The following is a 17,917-nucleotide window of genomic DNA, read 5'->3' on the forward strand; positions in this document are numbered from 1 at the left end:
GCAGCGACACCCCGCGCAGCGCGGGTACGGCCCGGCCATGGCGCACCGCCAGATCCCGAATCTCCCGCACGGGTTACGGCCTCGCGTCCTGCGCGAAATGCCACCGCAGCTCCCGCTTGAGCACCTTCATGCTCGGCCCGAGCGGGAACTGGTCGACGAACTCCACCCGCCGCGGATACATGTGCCGGCCCAGATGCTCACGGGACCACTCGACGATCTCGTCGGCGGTCACCTCCGCCGCCGGGATGACCACCGCACACACCTCTTCGCCGTGCGTAGGGTGGGGCACGCCGATCACCGCCACCTGCGCGATGGCCGGGTGACGTAGCAGCGCCTCCTCGACCTCCCGCGGGTACACGTTGAACCCGCCCCGGATGATGAGGTCCTTCTTCCGGTCGACGATCGTGACGAATCCGGCCTCGTCCCGCATGCCGAGGTCACCCGTACGGAGCCAGCCGTCCACGATCGCCTCCGCGGTCGCCCGTGGCTGGCCGAGGTAGCCGGCGAAGACGTTGTGGCCGCGGATGACGATCTCGCCGATCTCCCCCGGCGGGAGCAGCTCCACCCGGCCCTCCAGGTCGGCCCGGGCCACCTCGACGTCGACGCCCCAGACGGGACAGCCGACGGTGCCGGGACGCGCGCCGAAGGTGGGCTGGTTCGTGGTCGCCACGGGGGAGGTCTCGGACAGCCCGTAACCCTCGTAGACGGTCGTCGCGAACATCTCCGCGACCTCCTCAAGCAGACTGACCGGCAGCGACGCGCCGCCGGAGACGCACAGCCGCAACGACGGGCGCGGGGCGCCCCTGCGGGCCGCGTCGACCAGCGCGATGTACATCGTCGGCACACCGAGGAACGCCGTCACGGCCTGCGCGACCATCAGCTCCAACGCCTGGGTCGGATCGAAGCGCGGCTGGAGCACCAGCGTGGCGGCGGCGCGGAACGTGGTGTTCATCGCGGCGGTCTGCCCGAAGCTGTGGAACAGCGGCAGGCAGCCGAGGATCACGTCATCGCCGCGCACCCCGAGGTCGTCGAAGGCGTTGACGGTGGCGTTCATCGTCAGGTTGAGGTGGGTCAGGATCGCCCCCTTCGGCCGGCCCGTGGTGCCGCTGGTGTAGAGCACGACGGCCGCGTCGTCCGGCGCGGTCGGCACCAGCCCGGGTGTCGGCGCCAGGCGAGCGGCCGCCGCGACCAGCGAATCTGGATCGGCCGGGTCCAGCGGGACCGCCGGTATCCCGGCCAGCTCGGCCGCCTTCGCGGCCGTCGCCGGGTCGCCGACCCCGTGCACCACGACCCGGGCCTCGCTGTCGCGCAGGACGAACGCCACCTCCTCGGCGGTCAACAGCAGGTGGATCGGCACCACGACCGCCCCGAGCGAGAGAATCGCATAGTAGGCGCGCGGGAAGTCGGGCACGTTCCCGGCCATCAGGGCGACCCGGTCACCGGGGCGTACCCCCCGCTCGGCCAGCGCCGCCGCGTAGCCCCGGGCCTGCGTCCACAGCTCCGCGTACGTGACGCGTTCGTCGCCGCAGACGATCGCGGGATGCTGCGGTCGGCGCCGGGCGCTTTCTGCCAGGACGGACGCCAGCGACAGTTGGGCCATGGTGCGGGGTTCCTCGCTGTCGAAGGGGATGGACGGCGTCGCGGACCGGACGTGGACGGGGTGCCCTGATCGAAGACCGGCGGGCCGGCGAAATCAAAGACGGGCCGTCACCCGCCCCATAGGCGTCGGCTATGGCCGGCGCACATTACGCCGCGACCGCGGCGTCACGGCTCGCCGACGGCGTGGCGGGTCTACCCTGGTCGACGCAGCAGCTCCAGCAGGGCCCGGGCCGCCGGCGACAGCCTCCCGGGCCGGTGGACCAGCGCGAACCGGCAGACCATCGGCGGGTCCAGCGCCCGCACGACCGCTCCGCCGCGGGCCGCCTCGTCGGCGTACCACCGGGTCAGGAACGCGGTGCCGGCCCCGGCGAGGACCATTGGTACGACGGCCTCGCTGTGCCGGGTCACCGCCGCGCGACGCATCCGCACACCGGCCGAGGCGAGCGCGGCCAGCACCGTCGCGCGAAGCGCGCTGTGCCCCTTGATGCCGATCACCGGGGTGTCGTGGAGCGCCCGCACCGGTAGCGGCCCGTCGGCGGCGGGGGTGCCGGGCGGCAGCACCACCCACACCTGCTGTGAGCCGAGCTCCGAGACCGGCAGCCCGAGCTCGGGTATCGGCAGATACGTCAGGGCCAGCTCGCAGCTTCCGTCGCGCACCAGCCGGGCCAGCTCCTTGTCATCGCGGGGCTCCCGCACGCCCACCGAAATGCCGGGGAAGCGTCGCCGCAGGGTGGCGAGCGCCGGGGTGAGTGGGTCGACGGTCAGCGCGGCGTGCGCGGCGATGTCGAGTCGTCCGGCGCGCAGACTCACCACCTCGGCGACGGCGGCCCGGGCGGCGGTGGCGTCCCGGAGGACCTGCCGAGCCGGGGCGACCAGCGCCTCACCGGCGGCGGTGAGGACCAGGCCGTGCCCGGTGCGGTGGAACAACTCGATGCCGAGCTCGCGTTCCAGGCCCCGGATCGCCTGCGACAGGGATGGCTGGGCGATGCAGATGGCCGCAGCCGCGCGGGTGACGCCGCCGTGATCGACGACGGCGAGGAAGTACTCCATCTGGCGCAGGTCGACCATCAACCTACCCCGCTCCACATGCGGCGCGGGCGTGTGCCAAGAACGCGCCCGCGGCCGGCGACAGTGGACCGGGCCGGTGCACCAGCCCGTACGCCTGCCGCAGCGGCGGGTCCACCGGGCGCACGACAGCGCCGAGGGAGGCGGCCGCGTGCGCGGTCTCCCGCACCACGAAGGCGGTGCCCGCGCCGCCGAGGACGAGTGGCACGAGCGCTTCCCGATGCGCCACCTCGACCACCAGCCGGGTGCGGACGCCCTGCTCGCGCAGCGCCTGCTCGACGTGGTCGCGCTGCCAGCTTCCGCGCGGCACCCCGAGGACGTCGGCGCCGTGCAGCCGGGCCAGCGGCACGGCGTCAGCCGGGCCGACGTCGGTGCCCGGCGGGAACGCCAACCACAGCTCCTGTACGCCGAGCTCGACCACGTGGAGCCCGAGGTGCGGCACGGGCAGGTGCGCCAGGCCCAGCTCACTGTGTCCGTTCCGGACGAGGATGTGCAGGCCGTCATCGGTCTCCGGCTCGTCGATCCGTACGACGATGTCCGGTTTCAGGCGCCGGAACGAGCCGACCAGGGATGCCCCCGGGTATGCCGCCAGGACGGGCACGGTGACCAGGTCGAGGACCGCGCTGGATGGTTCGCGCGACCCTACCGCCTCGCGGGCGGCGGTGATGCCGCGCAGCATCTGGCGGGCCGGGCCGACGAAGGCCCTGCCCGCGTACGAGAGCACCAACCCGTGTGAGACCCGGTGGAACAGCTCGGCGCCGAGTTCGCGCTCGAGCGCGCGCACCGACTGCGACAGCGTCGGCTGGGCGACGTCGAGCGCCGAGGCCGCCCGGCTGAAGCCGCCGTGCTCGGCTACCGCGAGGAAGTAGGAGACCTGCCTGACGTCCAATGGTCTCCCGATGAGTCAGCTAGGGGCCGGTCAGCGCTGCTACCGACCGTCGTGATCGTTCGTTGTTGGCCTGGGGGCTGCGCCCGGCGTGCAGGCGCACAGCTGGACCGGCCGGCGAGCGCCGACGTGTCGATCAGGGGGCGCCGACGACGCGGAGCGCCATCTCGGCGTACTGGGCGGCGATGTGCTCGGGGCTCCAGCCGCCGTCGTCGCGGTACCACCGGCCGAGGTCGATGCCCAGTGACAGCAGGGCCGCGGCCGCCATCCGCGGGTCGGGGGTGTCGAAGACCCCGGCGGCGACGCCTGCCTCGATGAGCTGGCGGATCGCCTGCTCGATGCGGTGGCGGATTTCCCGGATCTCGGCGAGATGCTCGGCGCTGAGTGCGGCCAGCTCGTAGTTCACGACGCGCGTGCTGGTGTGGTCGCGGGCGTGGGTGACGACGAAGTCGTGGACCACCCGCCGTAGCGCCGTGGCCGGGTCGTCAGACGACGCGATCGCGTCCTGCACCAGTCGCAGCACGTGGTCGTGTCCTGACCGCGAGATCAGGTAGAGGAGCTCCTCCTTGGATTTGTGGTGCACGTAGAGCGCGGCTGGGCTCAGCCCGGCCGCCGCGGCGATGTCGCGTGTTGTCGTGCCGTGAAAGCCTCGCTCGGCGAACGCGCTGACGGCCGCCTTGAGCAGCCGGGCGCGGGTGACGTCGGCGCGGGAGTGCTCGGCCGTGTCGGTCAACGCGTCCGTCCTTCCTTTCTGGGCCTCGTCGGGCAGCGACACCACCGTGCCGGTGGACGAGGCGGACACCACTGAGCGAGGCCGACCTGTTGACGGCGGCCGCGGTGTGTCGCACACTTCATCGACTGTACTACTAAGCAAGCGCTTAGTAAGTTTGGAGGGGAAACGGTGCCCGAAGCCGTGATCGTTGCCGCCGCAGCGAGTGACGCGCCATCACCGATGTCAACGAGGTTCACCGGACGGACGGCGATCGTCACCGGCGCCAGCCGGGGCATTGGTTTCGCCGTTGCCGAGCGGCTGGTCGCCGACGGTGCCAAGGTCGTCATCACCGCCCGCAAGCGGGAGACGCTCGACCAGGCGGTCGCCCAGCTGGGCCCCGAGCACGCCATCGGCGTGGCCGGCCACACCGACGATGCCGACCACCAGGCCGAGGTCGTGGCCCGCGCGGTCGACACCTTTGGCAGCGCCGACTTCCTGGTCAACAACACCGGCATCAACCCGGCGTACGGCCCGATGGTCGAGATGGACCTGGCAGCGGCCCGCAAGGTCTTCGAGGTGAACTGCCTGGCCGCCCTGTCGTGGGTGCAGCAGGTCCACCGGCGCTGGATGAGGGAGCACGGCGGTGCCGTGGTCAACGTCTCCTCGGTGGCCGGCGTCCGGCCCGCGCCTGGCATCGGCTTCTACGGCGCCAGCAAGGCGATGCTCACGCACATCACCCAGCAGCTCGCCGTGGAGCTCGGCCCGGGCATCCGGGTGAACGCCGTTGCCCCGGCCGTCGTGAAGACGAGGTTCGCCACCGCGCTCTACGAGGGTCGGGAGGAGCAGGTGGCTGCGGCCTACCCGCTCAAGCGGCTCGGAGTCTCCGAGGACATCGGCAGCGTCGTTGCGTTCCTGCTCTCTGAGGATGCCGCCTGGATCACCGGTCAGCTACTGGTCGTCGACGGCGGCGTCACCCTGACGGGAGGTGTCTGATGCCGGTATGGAACAAGGGTGTCGTCGTCACCGGCGCCGGCCACGGCATCGGCCGTGCTCTGGCCACCCGACTCGCCGCTGGGGGAGCGCGTGTCGTGGTCAACGACCTCGACGCCGAGGCAGCCATCCGGGTGGCCGAGGAGCTCGGTGGTTTCGCCGCTCCCGGTGACGCCGCCAGCGAGCAGGGTGTCGCCGCGCTGGTCGAGGCGGCCCGAGGCCACCTGGGCAGCATCGACATCTGGTTCGGGAACGCCGGCATCGACCGTGGCCACGGGCTGTGGGCCGCCGAGGAGGACTGGGCCGCCACCCACGAGGTGAACGTCATGGCGCACGTGCGGGCCGCGCGACTGCTGATACCGGGATGGGTGGAGCGCGGCTCCGGTCGCTTCGTCGTGACCGCCTCCGCGGCCGGGCTGCTCACGATGATCGGGAGTGCGGCGTACTCGGTCAGCAAGCACGCCTGCCTCGCGTTCGCCGAGTGGCTCTCGGCGACCTACCGGCACCGCGGGGTCGTGGTGCAGGCGATCTGCCCGCAGGGCGTGCAGACCCGGATGCTCGACAACGCCGCGCCCCTGCAGGAGTTGCTCAGCCACGATGCGGCGCTCACGCCGGAGGACGTCGCCGAAGCGACGTGGCAGGCCCTCCACGACGACCGGTTCCTGGTCCTGCCGCATCCCCAGGTGGCCGACTACTACACCCACCGCGCCCTCGACACCGACCGGTGGCTGAACGCCATGAACAAGCTCCAGCGACGACTCGAGGACCAGGGGGCACTTCGATGAAGGCATGGCGGGTCGCCGAGCTCGGTGAGCCCCACGACGTGCTGCGGCTCGTCGACGTGGCCGACCCGGAACCGGGTCCCGGGCAGCTCGTGGTGAACGTGCTGGCCTGTCCGGCCAACTTCCCCGACGTCCTGATGTGCCGTGGCGAGTACCAGGTCAAGCCGGAGCTCCCGTTCACCCCGGGTGTCGAGCTGTGCGGCGAGGTCGTGGCGCTCGGCGAGAGCGTCGACGGGTTCGCCGTCGGCGACCGCGTGCTCGGCGGCGCGGTGCTGCCGTTTGGCGGGTTCGGTGAGCTCGCGCTGCTGAATGCGGCGACCACGTTCCCCGCGCCCGCGGAGCTCGACGACGCCGAGGCGGCCTCGCTCTACATCGGCTACCAGACCGGTTGGTTCGGCCTGCACCGCCGGGCCGGGCTGCGCGCGGGCGAGACGCTGCTGGTGCATGCCGCGGCCGGCGGCGTCGGCAGCGCCGCCGTGCAGCTGGGCAAGGCGGCCGGCGCCCGGGTGATCGGCGTCGTGGGTGGTCCGGAGAAGGTGGCGGTGGCCCGCGCACTGGGCGCCGACGTGGTCGTCGACCGCCGCGAAGAGGATTTCGTCGAGGTGGTCAAGGCCGAGACCGGCGGCCAGGGTGCCGACGTCGTCTACGACCCGGTCGGCGGCGAGACCTACCAGCGTTCGACCAGGTGCATCGCCTTCGAGGGTCGCATCCTCGTGGTCGGCTTCGCCGGCGGCCAGATCCAGTCCGCCGCGCTCAACCACGCCCTGGTGAAGAACTACTCGATCGTGGGCCTGCACTGGGGCCTGTACCACCGCTACGACCCGGCAGCCGTCGCCGAATGCCATCGTGCCCTCACCGCGTTGGCCGCCCAGGGCGCCGTACGACCCCTGGTCAGCCAACGCCTCGCGCTCGACGAGGTGGCCGACGGGGTGCAGGAGCTCGCCGACGGCGTCACCGTCGGGCGGGTGGTGTACGTGTCGTGAGCACCGCCAACCAGGTGGAAGCCGTGGTCTTCGACTACGGCGGCGTGCTCACCGGGCCGGTCCGGGACTCGATCGCCGCGTGGCTGCAGGACGACGGCATCGAGCCGACGTCGTTCTCGTGGACGCTCAAGGCCTGGCTGTCCCGCGACGCCCCGGAAGGCACCCCCATCCACCGGCTGGAAACCGGGGCGCTGAGCGTCGAGGAGTTCGACGGCCTGCTCGCCGCCGAGCTCACCTCGGTCGACGGGCGTGCGATCGACCCTGTCGGCGTCCTGGCCCGGCTGTTCGCCGGGATGCGCCCCGACCCGGCGATGTTCGCCCTCGCCCGGGAGTTGCGGGACGTCGGCGTCCGCGTCGGGCTGCTGTCCAACAGTTGGGGCAACACGTACCCGCGCGAGCGGATCGACGCCCTCTTCGATCCCGTCGTCATCTCCGGTGAGGTCGGTCTGCGCAAGCCGCTCGCCGCGATCTACACGCTCACCCTGGACCGGCTCGGCCTGCCGGCCGACCGAGTGCTGTTCGTCGACGACGCCGAGCCGAACGTGCTCGGCGCCCGCGCGGTCGGCATGCGGGCGCTCCGGCACACCGACGCCGACACCACCAGGGCCGCGCTCGCCGAGTTGTTCCCCGGCCTGTCCCGCCGGCCGCCCACGGCCGCATCCCGTTCTGAACTGCCACATCCCGCACCCATCGAGGAGTTCACTCCATGACCATCACCCGCACCGCCGTCGTCACCGGAGCGGCCCGCGGCATCGGCGCCAGCGTCGCGAAGCGGCTTGCCCGGGACGGCTTCGCCGTCGCCGTCGTCGACCTGGACGAAGCGGCGTGCAAGCCGGTCGTCGGAGAGATCGAGGCCGGCGGCGGCCGGGCCCTGGCCGTCGGCGCCAACGTCGCCGACGAACAGGCGGTGCAGGCGGCCGTGGATCGGATCGCCGAGGAGCTGGGCGAGCCCACCGTGCTGGTCAACAACGCCGGCATCACCCGGGACAACCTGCTGTTCAAGATGACCGCCGGCGACTGGGACGCGGTCCTGAACGTGCACCTGCGTGGCTCGTTCCTCGTCACCCGCGCCGTGCAGGGCTACCTGACCAGGGCCGGTTGGGGGCGGATCGTCAACCTGTCCAGCACCTCGGCGCTGGGCAACCGCGGCCAGGCCAACTACGCGGCCGCCAAGGCCGGTCTGCAGGGCTTCACCAAGACGCTCGCGCTGGAACTCGGGAAGTTCGGCGTTACGGCGAACGCGATCGCCCCTGGCTTCATCGAGACCGAGATGACCGCCGCCACCGCAGCGCGGGTCGGCATGTCGTTCGAGGATTTCAAGGACGCCGCCGCGGCGCAGATCCCGGTCGCCCGCACCGGCAAGCCGGAGGACATCGCGCATGCCGTGTCGTTCTTCGTCAGCGAGGCTGCCGGTTTCGTGTCCGGCCAGGTGCTGTACGTCGCCGGCGGGCCGAAGGCCTGAGCGGGAGAGGAGAGATGATGAAGGTCTTCCACGGAATCGAGGAGCTGGAGCAGGCGGTCGGCACCCACCTCGGCTACTCCGACTGGCACACCGTCACGCAGCAGCAGATCAGCGCCTTCGCTGAGGCGACGGGTGACCGTCAGTGGATCCATGTCGACCCGGCGAAGGCGGCGCACTCTCCGTTCGGCAGCACCATCGCGCACGGATACCTCACGCTGTCGCTGGTGCCGATGCTGGTCTGGCAGGTGTACAAGGTCGAGGGGCTGAGCATGGGTGTGAACTACGGCGCCAACAAGCTCCGCTTCCCCTCGCCGGTCCCCGTCGACTCCAGGGTGCGGGCCGGAGTGGAGCTGCTGTCGCTGGTGCCCGGCGGCGGTGGCTACCAGCTGACGGCGAAGGTGACCATCGAGCTGGCGGGTGCGGAGAAGCCCGCCTGCGTCGTCGAGACCGTCAGCATCCTGGTGCCGTGATCGCCTCCGCACCGCAGGACCCGCCGGGCCTCGACCTGGCCCGGCTCTCCGACTGGTTCGCCGCCTCGGTGCCCGGGGCGGCCGCGGACCTGACCGCCCGGCTGATCCCCGGCGGGAAGTCCAACCTCACCTACGAGGTCGGTGACGGGCGGAAGACCTGGATCGTCCGGCGGCCGCCGCTGGGGCATGTGCTGGCGACCGCGCACGACATGACCCGGGAGTACCACGTCATGTCGGCCCTTCAGGCCACCGACGTGCCGGTGCCGACGACCTACGCGCTCTGTTCGGACATCGACGTGCTGGGCGCGCCGTTCTACGTGATGGAGCGGGTCGCCGGTACGGCGTACCGGCACGCGGCCGAACTCGAGCGGCTCGGCCCGGAACGCACCCGGGTCATCTCGACCAGGCTGGTCGACACCCTGGCCGCCCTGCACGCGGTCGACCCGACGGCCGTGGGGCTAGCCGACTTCGGCCGGCCCGACGGCTTCCTGGCTCGGCAGGTGAGCCGCTGGAAGAAGCAGCTCGACGCGTCGTACTGCCGGGACCTGCCAGCCGCCGACGAGCTGCACGCCCGCCTGGCGTCCGGCGTGCCGACCGGGTCGGCGCCGGGCATCGTGCACGGCGACTACCGCCTCGACAACGTCCTCACCGACGGCCGCGACCGCCTCGCCGCCGTCATCGACTGGGAGATGGCCACGCTCGGCGACCCGCTTACCGACGTGGCGCTGCTGGTGCTCTACCAGCGTCTCGGCCGGCTCGTCGGAGTAGCGGTGGCCGACGCCTCGTCCGCGCCCGGCTTCCTGACCGAGGACGAGATCCTCGAGCGGTACGCCGCACGCAGCACGCGCCCCCTCCCGCGATTCGGCTTCTACCTCGGCCTGGCGGCCTTCAAGCTGGCCGCGATCCTCGAAGGCATCCACTACCGCCACCTGCGCGGCCAGACCGTCGGCGCCGGCTTCGAGCGGATCGGCGGGGTCACCGAGCTGCTGCTCGGCGCCGGCCTGACCTATCTCAAGGAGCACTGATGGACTTTGCCCTGGACCCGAGGACCGAGGGGCTGCGCGACAACCTCCTGGACTTCATGGACAGCCACATCCACCCCGCCGAGGACGTTTTCCGCAAGCAGCTCGGGCAGCTCGGGCAGCTCGGCGACCGCTGGGCCTGGGACTCGGTGCCCGTGCTCGCGGAGCTGCGCGCGGCGGCGAGGAAGCGCGGGCTGTGGAACCTCTTCCTGCCCGGTGAGCACGGGGCGGGCCTGACCAACCTGCAGTACGCCCCGCTCGCCGAGATCACCGGGCGTAGCCACCTGGCGCCCGCCGCCCTGAACTGCGCAGCCCCGGACACCGGCAACATGGAGGTGCTGGCGATGTTCGGCACCGAGCCGCAGCGGAAGCAGTGGCTGGAGCCGCTGCTGGACGGCGAGATCCGGTCGTCGTTCGCCATGACCGAGCCGGACGTGGCGTCCTCGGATGCCACGAACATAGCCACCCGGATCGAGCGGGACGGCGACCAGTACGTGATCAACGGCCGCAAGTGGTGGATCACCGGCGCGATGAACCCGAACGCCCGGATCTTCATCGTCATGGGCAAGACCGACCCGAACGCCGAGCGGCATCGTCAGCAGTCCATGGTGCTGGTCCCGCGGGACAGCCCGGGCCTGGAGATCAAGCGGGGCATGGAGGTGCTGGGGTACGACGACCACGACCACGGCGGGCACGCCGAGCTGGAGTTCCACGACGTACGCGTGCCGGTCGAGAACCTGATCGGCGCCGACGGCGATGGATTCGCGATCGCGCAGGCCCGTCTCGGTCCCGGCCGCATCCACCACTGCATGCGCTCCATCGGCATCGCCGAACGGGCCGTCGAACTGATGTGCGCCCGCGCCGAGCAGCGGATCGCGTTCGGCAAGCCGCTGGCCGAGCAGGGGGTGATCCGAGACTGGATCGCCGAGTCCCGGGTGCGGATCGAGCAGCTGCGCCTGCTGGTGCTCAAGGCGGCCTGGTTGATGGACACCGTCGGCAACAAGGGCGCGCACACCGAGATCCAGGCGATCAAGATCGCCACCCCCGCGACCGTCCAGTGGATTCTGGACAAGGCGATCCAGGTGCATGGCGCCGCTGGCCTCTCCCAGGACTTCCCGCTGGCGGGCGCCTACGCCCGCATCCGCACCCTGCGCTTCGCCGATGGACCCGACGAGGTGCACAAGAATGCCCTGGCGCGCCACGAACTGCGTTGCCAGGCTGTCGCGAGGCAGCACAGCCACGCCTGACCACATCAGTCCGCACGAGGAACTGCGCCGACGGGTCGCCGACTGCCTCGCCGCTCACGACCCCGCCACGGCCGGGCGACTCGCTGCCCGACACGCGGTGCCCGGGTTACCCGTCGACTCGCGGCACCGTCGCCGGGCATGACGCGGTCCTACGGCTCGGCCGGCCAGAACTGGATCAGGTACCGCTCGATGCCGTCCAGATCGGCGTCGGGTTGGTGCTGCACGGCGAGCAGTTGGGCAGGTGCGTGAAGTCGTGACGCGACTGCTGGCCGCCGGGGTCGGCGAACCCGGTGATCCGGACATCCCGATTGTGGCCGAGTCCGTGGCGATCTCGCCGGCGGCGGGGATGACCGCGTCGGCGTGGCGCACGACCGACAGGATGAACAGACGTCTGCCGTCGGGGCTTTCCTTCCGCAGCGACGAGTGCAGCCTGCGGCGCAGATAGCCGACATCCGTCAACGACGGCCTGTTCGCGTTGATGAACCCATTGACACCGCCGTGGTTTGGCCGGAACTATCAGCGACAGTCCACTGCTCCTGCCTTCGTTGGTCACGGGTCCTTTTGACAACGATGTCAGGCCGTGGGGTGCGACCTCCGAAGGAGAGTGCATGGCCGAGATCGGCGGTTCAGCACTACGGGTGCGAACGTCCTGCCGGGTGGCGCCGTGACGGCGTCGGCCAGGCCCGCGTGTTCCCGGCGACGTTACCGGCCGGCCGGAGCGCGACGGTCGCAGAGGTGGTGCTGCCGACCACATCGGACGGTGCGCTACACCTGTTCGACATCACCCCCGGATCGGCCACCCGAACAGGGCAGGCCAACCAGCAGGTCGTCCCGGCGCCGATGACGGCGTCGACGCCCACGCAGACGGACGGTTCGCCCGGCCTGAGCGCCCGGGTAAGCACACTCGCGCTCCAGCGCGATCGATGGACCGCAGCAGCCACGGTCTTCTCTGCCCAAAGGTTCGACGCACTCGACCCGGATCGAGTCGAAAGGCCCTGCCCCCATGTCGTATCCCCCCCTTGCGCGCCCGTTGTCCCCCCGACTGTTCGCCGCGACAGCTGCGGTCTTGCTGCCCGCGGGACTGCTCGTCGCCGCACCCCCGGCGGGTGCCGCGCCCACTACGGCGCCGCCCGGCAATTTCAGCTCCTCGTTCGAGGCGGCCGACCCGCAACCCGCCGCCAGCACCGTCGAGGTCGACGCGAGCGGTAAGCCGGTCCAGGCGAACCTGAGCGGCTCGAGCCCCACCGGATTGCCCGGCAGCCTGCTCGGTCAGGTCAATGCGGTGACCGCGAGCGCCGAGAACCCGCCGAACGAAACCGCCGCGAACCTCACGGACGGCAATCCCTCCACGAAGTGGCTGGCGTTCAACCCGACCGGCTGGGTGACCTACCAGCTGGCCAAGCCGGCGGCGGTGGTGCGGTACGCGCTGACCTCCGCGAACGACGCCCCGACCCGTGATCCCAAGGACTTCACGGTGCAGGGGTCCAACGACGGCAGCACGTGGACCGACCTCAACAGACAGACGGGGCAGAGCTTCAGCGGGCGGTTCGCCACGAACACCTACAGCTTCACCAATACGACTGCCTACGGTTACTACCGCCTGAATGTCTCCGCGAACTCCGGTGACTCCCTTGTTCAGCTCGCCGACTGGGACATCAGCGACGGCTCGAACGTCAAGCCGCCGGCCACCCCGATGGGCAGCGTCGTCGGCACCGGTCCGGTCAGTGGCCACAACATGAAGCCCAAGGCCGGATTCACCGGGCTGGCTTCGCTGCGATACTCGGGCGGCGCCGAGGCCGACGGTCGCTCGTACGCGACCAACAAGGTGTTCGAGGTCGACATCCCGGTCGGGCCAGAGACGCGGTTGTCCTACAAGATCTTCCCCGAGTTCACCGGTCAGGACACCCAGTATCCGTCCACCTACGCGGCCGTGGACCTGCACTTCACCGACGGCGGCTACCTCAGCCTGCTTTCGCCGGTAGACCAGCACGGATACCCGCTCACGGCCGCCGGGCAGGGCGCGTCGAAGGTGCTCTACGCCGACCAGTGGAACGCGGTGCAGTCTGACATCGGGGCGGTTGCGAACGGCAAGACGATCGACCGCATCCTGCTCGCCTACGACGATCCCCATGCGACGGCCTCGACCCGCTTCCAGGGTTGGCTCGACGACATCACGCTGACGGGCGCTCCGACACCGATCGACGGCTCCAGCCGGACCAATTACGTCGACACCCGGCGCGGGACCAACGCATCGGGCTCGTTCTCGCGCGGCAACAACCTGCCGATCTCGGCGATGCCGAACGGCTTCAACTTCTTCACGCCCGTCACCAACGCCACCTCGAACTCGTGGGAGTACGAGTACCAGCGGAACAACAACGCGGCGAATCTGCCCACGCTGCAGGGACTGGCGATCTCGCACGAGCCCAGCCCGTGGATGGGTGATCGTGACCAGATGTCGGTCATGCCGGTGCCGGCCGGCGGATCCCTCACCGGAGCGCCAAGCGGCCGCGCGCTCGCCTTCAGCCACGACGACGAGGTCGCGCGGCCGGACTTCTACCAGGTCACCCTGCAGAACGGCCTGATCGCGCAGATGTCGCCCACCGACCACGGCGGGATCATGGCGTTCACCTTCCCGTCCGGGCAGGCCACCGGAAGCCTCGTGTTCTACAACGGCACGTTCACCATCGGTACGGACGGCACGTTCACCGGCTGGGTCGACAACGGAAGCGGCCTGTCGGCCGGTCGCAGCCGGATGTTCGTGTCCGGCACCTTCGACCGCGCGCCGACGACGTCCTCCGCCACGTCCGCGACCTTCGACACCTCGGCAAACCGGCAGGTGACGCTGCGCATGGCGACGTCATTCATCTCGGTCGACCAGGCACACCGGAACCTCGACCTGGAGGTCACCGGCAACAGCCTCGACCAGGTCCACGCGGCCGCCACCGCGGCATGGGAGGACCGGCTCGGCCGGATCGACGTCCAGGGCGCGGCCGAGACGCAGCTGGTGACGCTGTACTCGAACCTGTACCGGCTGAACCTGTATCCGAACTCGCAGTCGGAGAACACCGGCACCGCCACCGCGCCGCACTGGCAGTACGCGAGCCCGGTGTCGCCGCCGACTGGCACGTCTACCGCCACCCAGACCGGCGCGAAGATCGTCGACGGGCAGATCTACGTCAACAACGGGTTCTGGGACACCTACCGCACCGTGTGGCCCGCGTACTCGCTGTTGTACCCCGACATCGCAGCCAGGATCGCCGACGGGTTCGTCCAGCAGTACCGCGACGGCGGGTGGATCGCCCGCTGGTCGTCGCCCGGCTACGCCGACCTGATGACCGGCACCAGCGCGGACGTCGCGATGGCCCAGGCCTACCTCAACGGCGTCGAGCTGCCCGACCCGCTCAGCGCCTACGACGCGGCGGTCAAGGACGCGACCGTGGCGTCCGGGCGCAGCGAGGTCGGCCGCAAGGGCATCGAGACCTCTCTGTTCCTCGGTTACACGCCGACCTCCACCGGCGAGTCGGTGTCGTGGGCGTTGGAAGGCTTCATCAACGACTACGGCATCGGCAACATGGGCGCCGCCCTGGCCAAGGACCCGGCCACGCCGAAGTCGGAGCGCGACCGGCTCAACGAGGAGTCGCGGTACTTCCTGCAGCGTGCCCGCAACTACGTCAACCTCTTCGACGCGAAGACGAAGTTCTTCCAGGGACGCGACGCGGCCGGCAACTTCCTCGCCGGCAACCCGCTGGACTGGGGTGGCGTCTATACCGAGACCGACGGGTGGAACTACGCGTTCACCGCGCCGCAGGACGGACAGGGGCTCGCCAACCTGTACGGCGGGCGGAAGGCGCTGGAGCAGAAGCTCGACGAGTTCTTCGCCACCCCGGAGAACGCCGACCATCCGGGCGGGTACGGCGGAACGATCCACGAGATGCTCGAGGCGCGTGCGGTGCGCATGGGCCAGCTCGGCATGAGCAACCAACCGTCGCACCACATCCCGTACATGTACGACGCCGCCGGCGCGCCCGCCAAGACGCAGGCGATCGTGCGGGAAATCCTGCAGCGCCTCTACGTCGGCAGTGAGATCGGCCAGGGATACCCGGGCGACGAGGACAACGGCGAGATGTCGTCGTGGCACATCCTCAGCTCGCTGGGCATCTACCCACTGCAGGCCGGCTCGTCCAACTGGGCCATCGGCTCGCCGCAGTTCACCAGGATGACCGTCCACCGGCGCAGTGGTGACATCGTCGTCAATGCGCCGAACAACAGCACCAAGAACGTCTACGTGCAGAGCGTGGAGGTCAACGGGAAGGCGCAGCGCGGCGTGTCCATCGACTCCGCGGTCCTCGCCCGCGGCGGCACGATCGACTTCCAGATGGGCCCGGACCCGTCCTCCTGGGGCACCGGCGAGAACGATGTGCCGCCGTCACTGACCAAGGGCAACTCCGTGGCCAAGCCGTTGCAGGACGCCACCGGCCCCGGTCTCGGCACCGCCACCGCGAGCGGTGGACAGGACGCCGCCAAGCTGTTCGACGACTCGTCGACCACCCAGATGACCTTCGCCACCGGCACACCGCAGATAACCTGGGTGTTCCGCGGCGGCAAGCAGACGCCGACCTACTACACCCTCACCTCCGGGGCGAGCGCGGGCGACCCGACGGATTGGCGGTTGCAGGGCTCCAACGATGGGATCACCTGGACCACCGTCGATTCCCGCACCGGCGAGGCGTTCCCGTGGCGCGACCAGACCCGGCCGTTCAGGATCAGCGATCCGGGGCAGTTCGCGCAGTTCCGCCTGGCCGTGACGAAGACGGTCGGCGCCGCGCAGCCGAACCTCGCCGAGATCGAGTTGCTCGCCGGCGGCGACGTCGTGCTCGGCGGCGGCGCCGTCGCGGTCACCGCCGCGAGCGGCGTGCACGCCACCACCGGTGCCGCGGTGTCGGTGCCGCTGGCCACCGTCACCGGGGGCACCGCCACCGGCTACCAGGCCACGATCGACTGGGGTGACGGCTCGCCGGCCACCGCAGGCACCCTGTCCGTGAGTTCGCGCGCCGTGTACAGCGTCAGCGGCTCCCACACCTACGCCAAGCCGGGTTACTACCAGGCCGGCGTCACGGTGACCGACGGCACCAGCCAGAGCGCGGCAACGGTCGGCGTCGACGTGGCCTACGCGCCGAGTTCGGGCCTCACCGCGGCATTCGACACCGTCTGCATCGGCGACGAAGGCGTCCTCGCGGCGAACTGCGACGCCAAGTCGTGGGCGTACTCGCGTGCCGCCCTCGCGGCAGCCGGCGTGACCCAGGGCCAGCAGCACCAGGTACCCGGAACGGCGCTGCACTTCACGCTGCCGGCGATCCCGGCGGGGCAGCCGGACGACGCGACCGGCAACGGCAGGACGGTCGTTCTCCACCTTCCGGCCGACGCCAGGAGCATCTCGTTCATCGGCGCCGGCACGCAGGGCAACCAGAGCACCACCGGCACGGCGACGTTCAGCGACGGCAGCACCGCCAGCATCCCGATCCAGATGAGTGACTGGACGCTGGGTGGCAACGCCAACGGCACCCCGTCCTACGGCAACATCGTCGTCGCCAAGGCCGCGTACCGGCTGAGCGGCACGAGCCGGGACGGCGCACAGCCGTTCCTGTTCGCCACCACGCCGTACCAGATCCCGGCGGGCAAGACGCTCGTCTCGGTGACCCTGCCGACGCAGACCGGCGACCCCGGCTCGGCGGGCAGGATCCACGTGTTCGCCATCGCCGACGACGGCACGCCGGCCGCCGCGCTGGCGACGGCCGCCCCGAAGGACCAGACGGCCACCGCCGGGCAGGTCCTCTCGGCGAACCTCGGCTCGGTGAGCGGCGGCGTTCCCGACACGACGGGCTACCACGCGCGCGTCCAATGGGGTGACGGCACGGTTCCGGACGACGTCACGGTCGGCCCGACCGGTGCGATGAGCGGACAGCACACCTACGCGCAGAAGGGCACGTACACGGTGCACGTCACCGCATGGGACACCCTGTCGAGCAGCACTGAGACCTTCACCGTGACCGTGGCGAGTGGCGGACTCCAGCCGACGATCGCGGTGTCCGCGTCCGCCACCGTCGCCGCCGGTGATGCGATCACCGTCAACGGCAGCGGGTTCGCCGCCGGCGAGCAGGTGACCGTGACTCTCGGCACCAACCCGTCGCGGAGCATGACGGTCGCGGCCTCCGCGGCGGGAGCGGTACATGGGTCGATCGCGACATCCCATGACGCGCCGCCTGGCCGGTACTCCGTCACCGCCACCGGCGCGTCCTCACGGACACCGGCGACGGCGACCGTCCAGGTGACCGGGCAGTCGGAAGTGCCGACTTACCAACCGCAGGTGGCGCTGTCGACCACCTCGGGACCGCGCGGCACGTCGATCACGGTCGACGGTTCCGGATTCGCGCCGAATGACGCCCTCACGATCAGCTTCGGTGACGGCCTCGCACCCAGCACCGTGCGCGCGAATGGTGACGGCGTCATCTCTGGCGCGACCATCAGCGTTCCCGGGACTGCGAGGGTGGGCTCGACCAGCATCACGCTGGCGGGTGCCAGTTCCGTGACGCGGGTGACGCTGCCCTTCACCGTCACCGGCCCGAACTGAGTCCGGAGGTAGCAGGACCGTCCTGGGCGGGCCGTGATCACGGCCCGCCCAAGACGGGGTGGATCTGCGTG

Annotated in this window: 14 protein-coding genes; 10 read left to right on the forward strand and 4 right to left on the reverse strand. The window is 70.8% G+C overall.

What is annotated here, in order from left to right; genetic code table 11:
• Positions 1–73: 73 nt before the first annotated feature.
• The 4 genes from EV384_RS19190 to EV384_RS19205 form a co-directional block, all read right to left on the reverse strand.
• On the reverse strand, positions 74–1,600 hold the full coding sequence (locus EV384_RS19190) for a long-chain-fatty-acid--CoA ligase (RefSeq protein ID WP_130335247.1): 1,527 nt from the start codon (positions 1,598–1,600) through the stop codon (positions 74–76).
• A gap of 191 nt (positions 1,601–1,791) precedes the next feature.
• Complete coding sequence (locus EV384_RS19195) at positions 1,792–2,667, reverse strand: LysR family transcriptional regulator (protein WP_130335249.1); 876 nt, start codon at positions 2,665–2,667, stop codon at positions 1,792–1,794.
• A gap of 4 nt (positions 2,668–2,671) precedes the next feature.
• Positions 2,672–3,553 carry a LysR family transcriptional regulator gene (locus tag EV384_RS19200; protein WP_130335251.1) on the reverse strand — a complete coding sequence of 294 codons (882 nt, stop codon included), beginning with the start codon at positions 3,551–3,553 and terminating at the stop codon, positions 2,672–2,674.
• 133 nt (positions 3,554–3,686) lie between these two features.
• Entirely contained in the window at positions 3,687–4,355 is a 669-nt protein-coding gene (locus EV384_RS19205; protein ID WP_242624158.1) for a TetR-type transcription factor C-terminal domain-containing protein, read from the reverse strand.
• A gap of 147 nt (positions 4,356–4,502) precedes the next feature.
• Here EV384_RS19205 and EV384_RS19210 point away from each other — a divergent pair, with 147 nt between their 5' ends.
• The 10 genes from EV384_RS19210 (at position 4,503) to EV384_RS19255 (ending at position 17,846) form a co-directional block, all read left to right on the forward strand.
• Entirely contained in the window at positions 4,503–5,255 is a 753-nt protein-coding gene (locus tag EV384_RS19210) for an SDR family oxidoreductase (protein WP_130335256.1), read from the forward strand.
• Positions 5,255–6,037 (forward strand): SDR family oxidoreductase, encoded by a 783-nt coding sequence (locus EV384_RS19215; protein ID WP_130335257.1) that lies wholly within the window; start codon positions 5,255–5,257, stop codon positions 6,035–6,037. The genes EV384_RS19210 and EV384_RS19215 overlap by 1 nt, the downstream gene beginning before the upstream one ends.
• Entirely contained in the window at positions 6,034–7,017 is a 984-nt protein-coding gene (locus tag EV384_RS19220) for an NADPH:quinone oxidoreductase family protein (RefSeq protein WP_130335259.1), read from the forward strand. Before EV384_RS19215 ends, EV384_RS19220 begins: the two co-directional genes overlap by 4 nt.
• Entirely contained in the window at positions 7,014–7,727 is a 714-nt protein-coding gene (locus EV384_RS19225) for an HAD family hydrolase (RefSeq protein WP_130335261.1), read from the forward strand. The genes EV384_RS19220 and EV384_RS19225 overlap by 4 nt, the downstream gene beginning before the upstream one ends.
• Positions 7,724–8,479 (forward strand): 3-oxoacyl-ACP reductase FabG, encoded by a 756-nt coding sequence (gene fabG / locus EV384_RS19230; RefSeq protein WP_130335263.1) that lies wholly within the window; start codon positions 7,724–7,726, stop codon positions 8,477–8,479. Before EV384_RS19225 ends, fabG begins: the two co-directional genes overlap by 4 nt.
• 17 nt (positions 8,480–8,496) lie before the next feature.
• The gene (locus EV384_RS19235) at positions 8,497–8,949 is read left to right on the forward strand and encodes a MaoC family dehydratase (RefSeq protein ID WP_130335265.1); all 453 of its coding nucleotides are present in this window, start codon (positions 8,497–8,499) and stop codon (positions 8,947–8,949) included.
• The gene (locus EV384_RS19240; RefSeq protein WP_207232370.1) at positions 8,946–9,974 is read left to right on the forward strand and encodes a phosphotransferase family protein; all 1,029 of its coding nucleotides are present in this window, start codon (positions 8,946–8,948) and stop codon (positions 9,972–9,974) included. Before EV384_RS19235 ends, EV384_RS19240 begins: the two co-directional genes overlap by 4 nt.
• On the forward strand, positions 9,974–11,218 hold the full coding sequence (locus EV384_RS19245; RefSeq protein WP_130335267.1) for an acyl-CoA dehydrogenase family protein: 1,245 nt from the start codon (positions 9,974–9,976) through the stop codon (positions 11,216–11,218). Before EV384_RS19240 ends, EV384_RS19245 begins: the two co-directional genes overlap by 1 nt.
• Positions 11,219–11,459: 241 nt before the next feature.
• A complete protein-coding gene (locus tag EV384_RS19250) occupies positions 11,460–11,663 on the forward strand; it encodes a hypothetical protein (RefSeq protein ID WP_130335269.1) in 204 nt (67 codons plus the stop codon).
• A 558-nt stretch (positions 11,664–12,221) separates the two neighbouring features.
• Positions 12,222–17,846 carry a GH92 family glycosyl hydrolase gene (locus tag EV384_RS19255; protein WP_130335271.1) on the forward strand — a complete coding sequence of 1,875 codons (5,625 nt, stop codon included), beginning with the start codon at positions 12,222–12,224 and terminating at the stop codon, positions 17,844–17,846.
• The last annotated feature ends 71 nt before the right edge of the window (positions 17,847–17,917 follow it).

The organism is Micromonospora kangleipakensis (assembly GCF_004217615.1).
Taxonomy (GTDB): Bacteria; Actinomycetota; Actinomycetes; order Mycobacteriales; family Micromonosporaceae; genus Micromonospora; species Micromonospora kangleipakensis.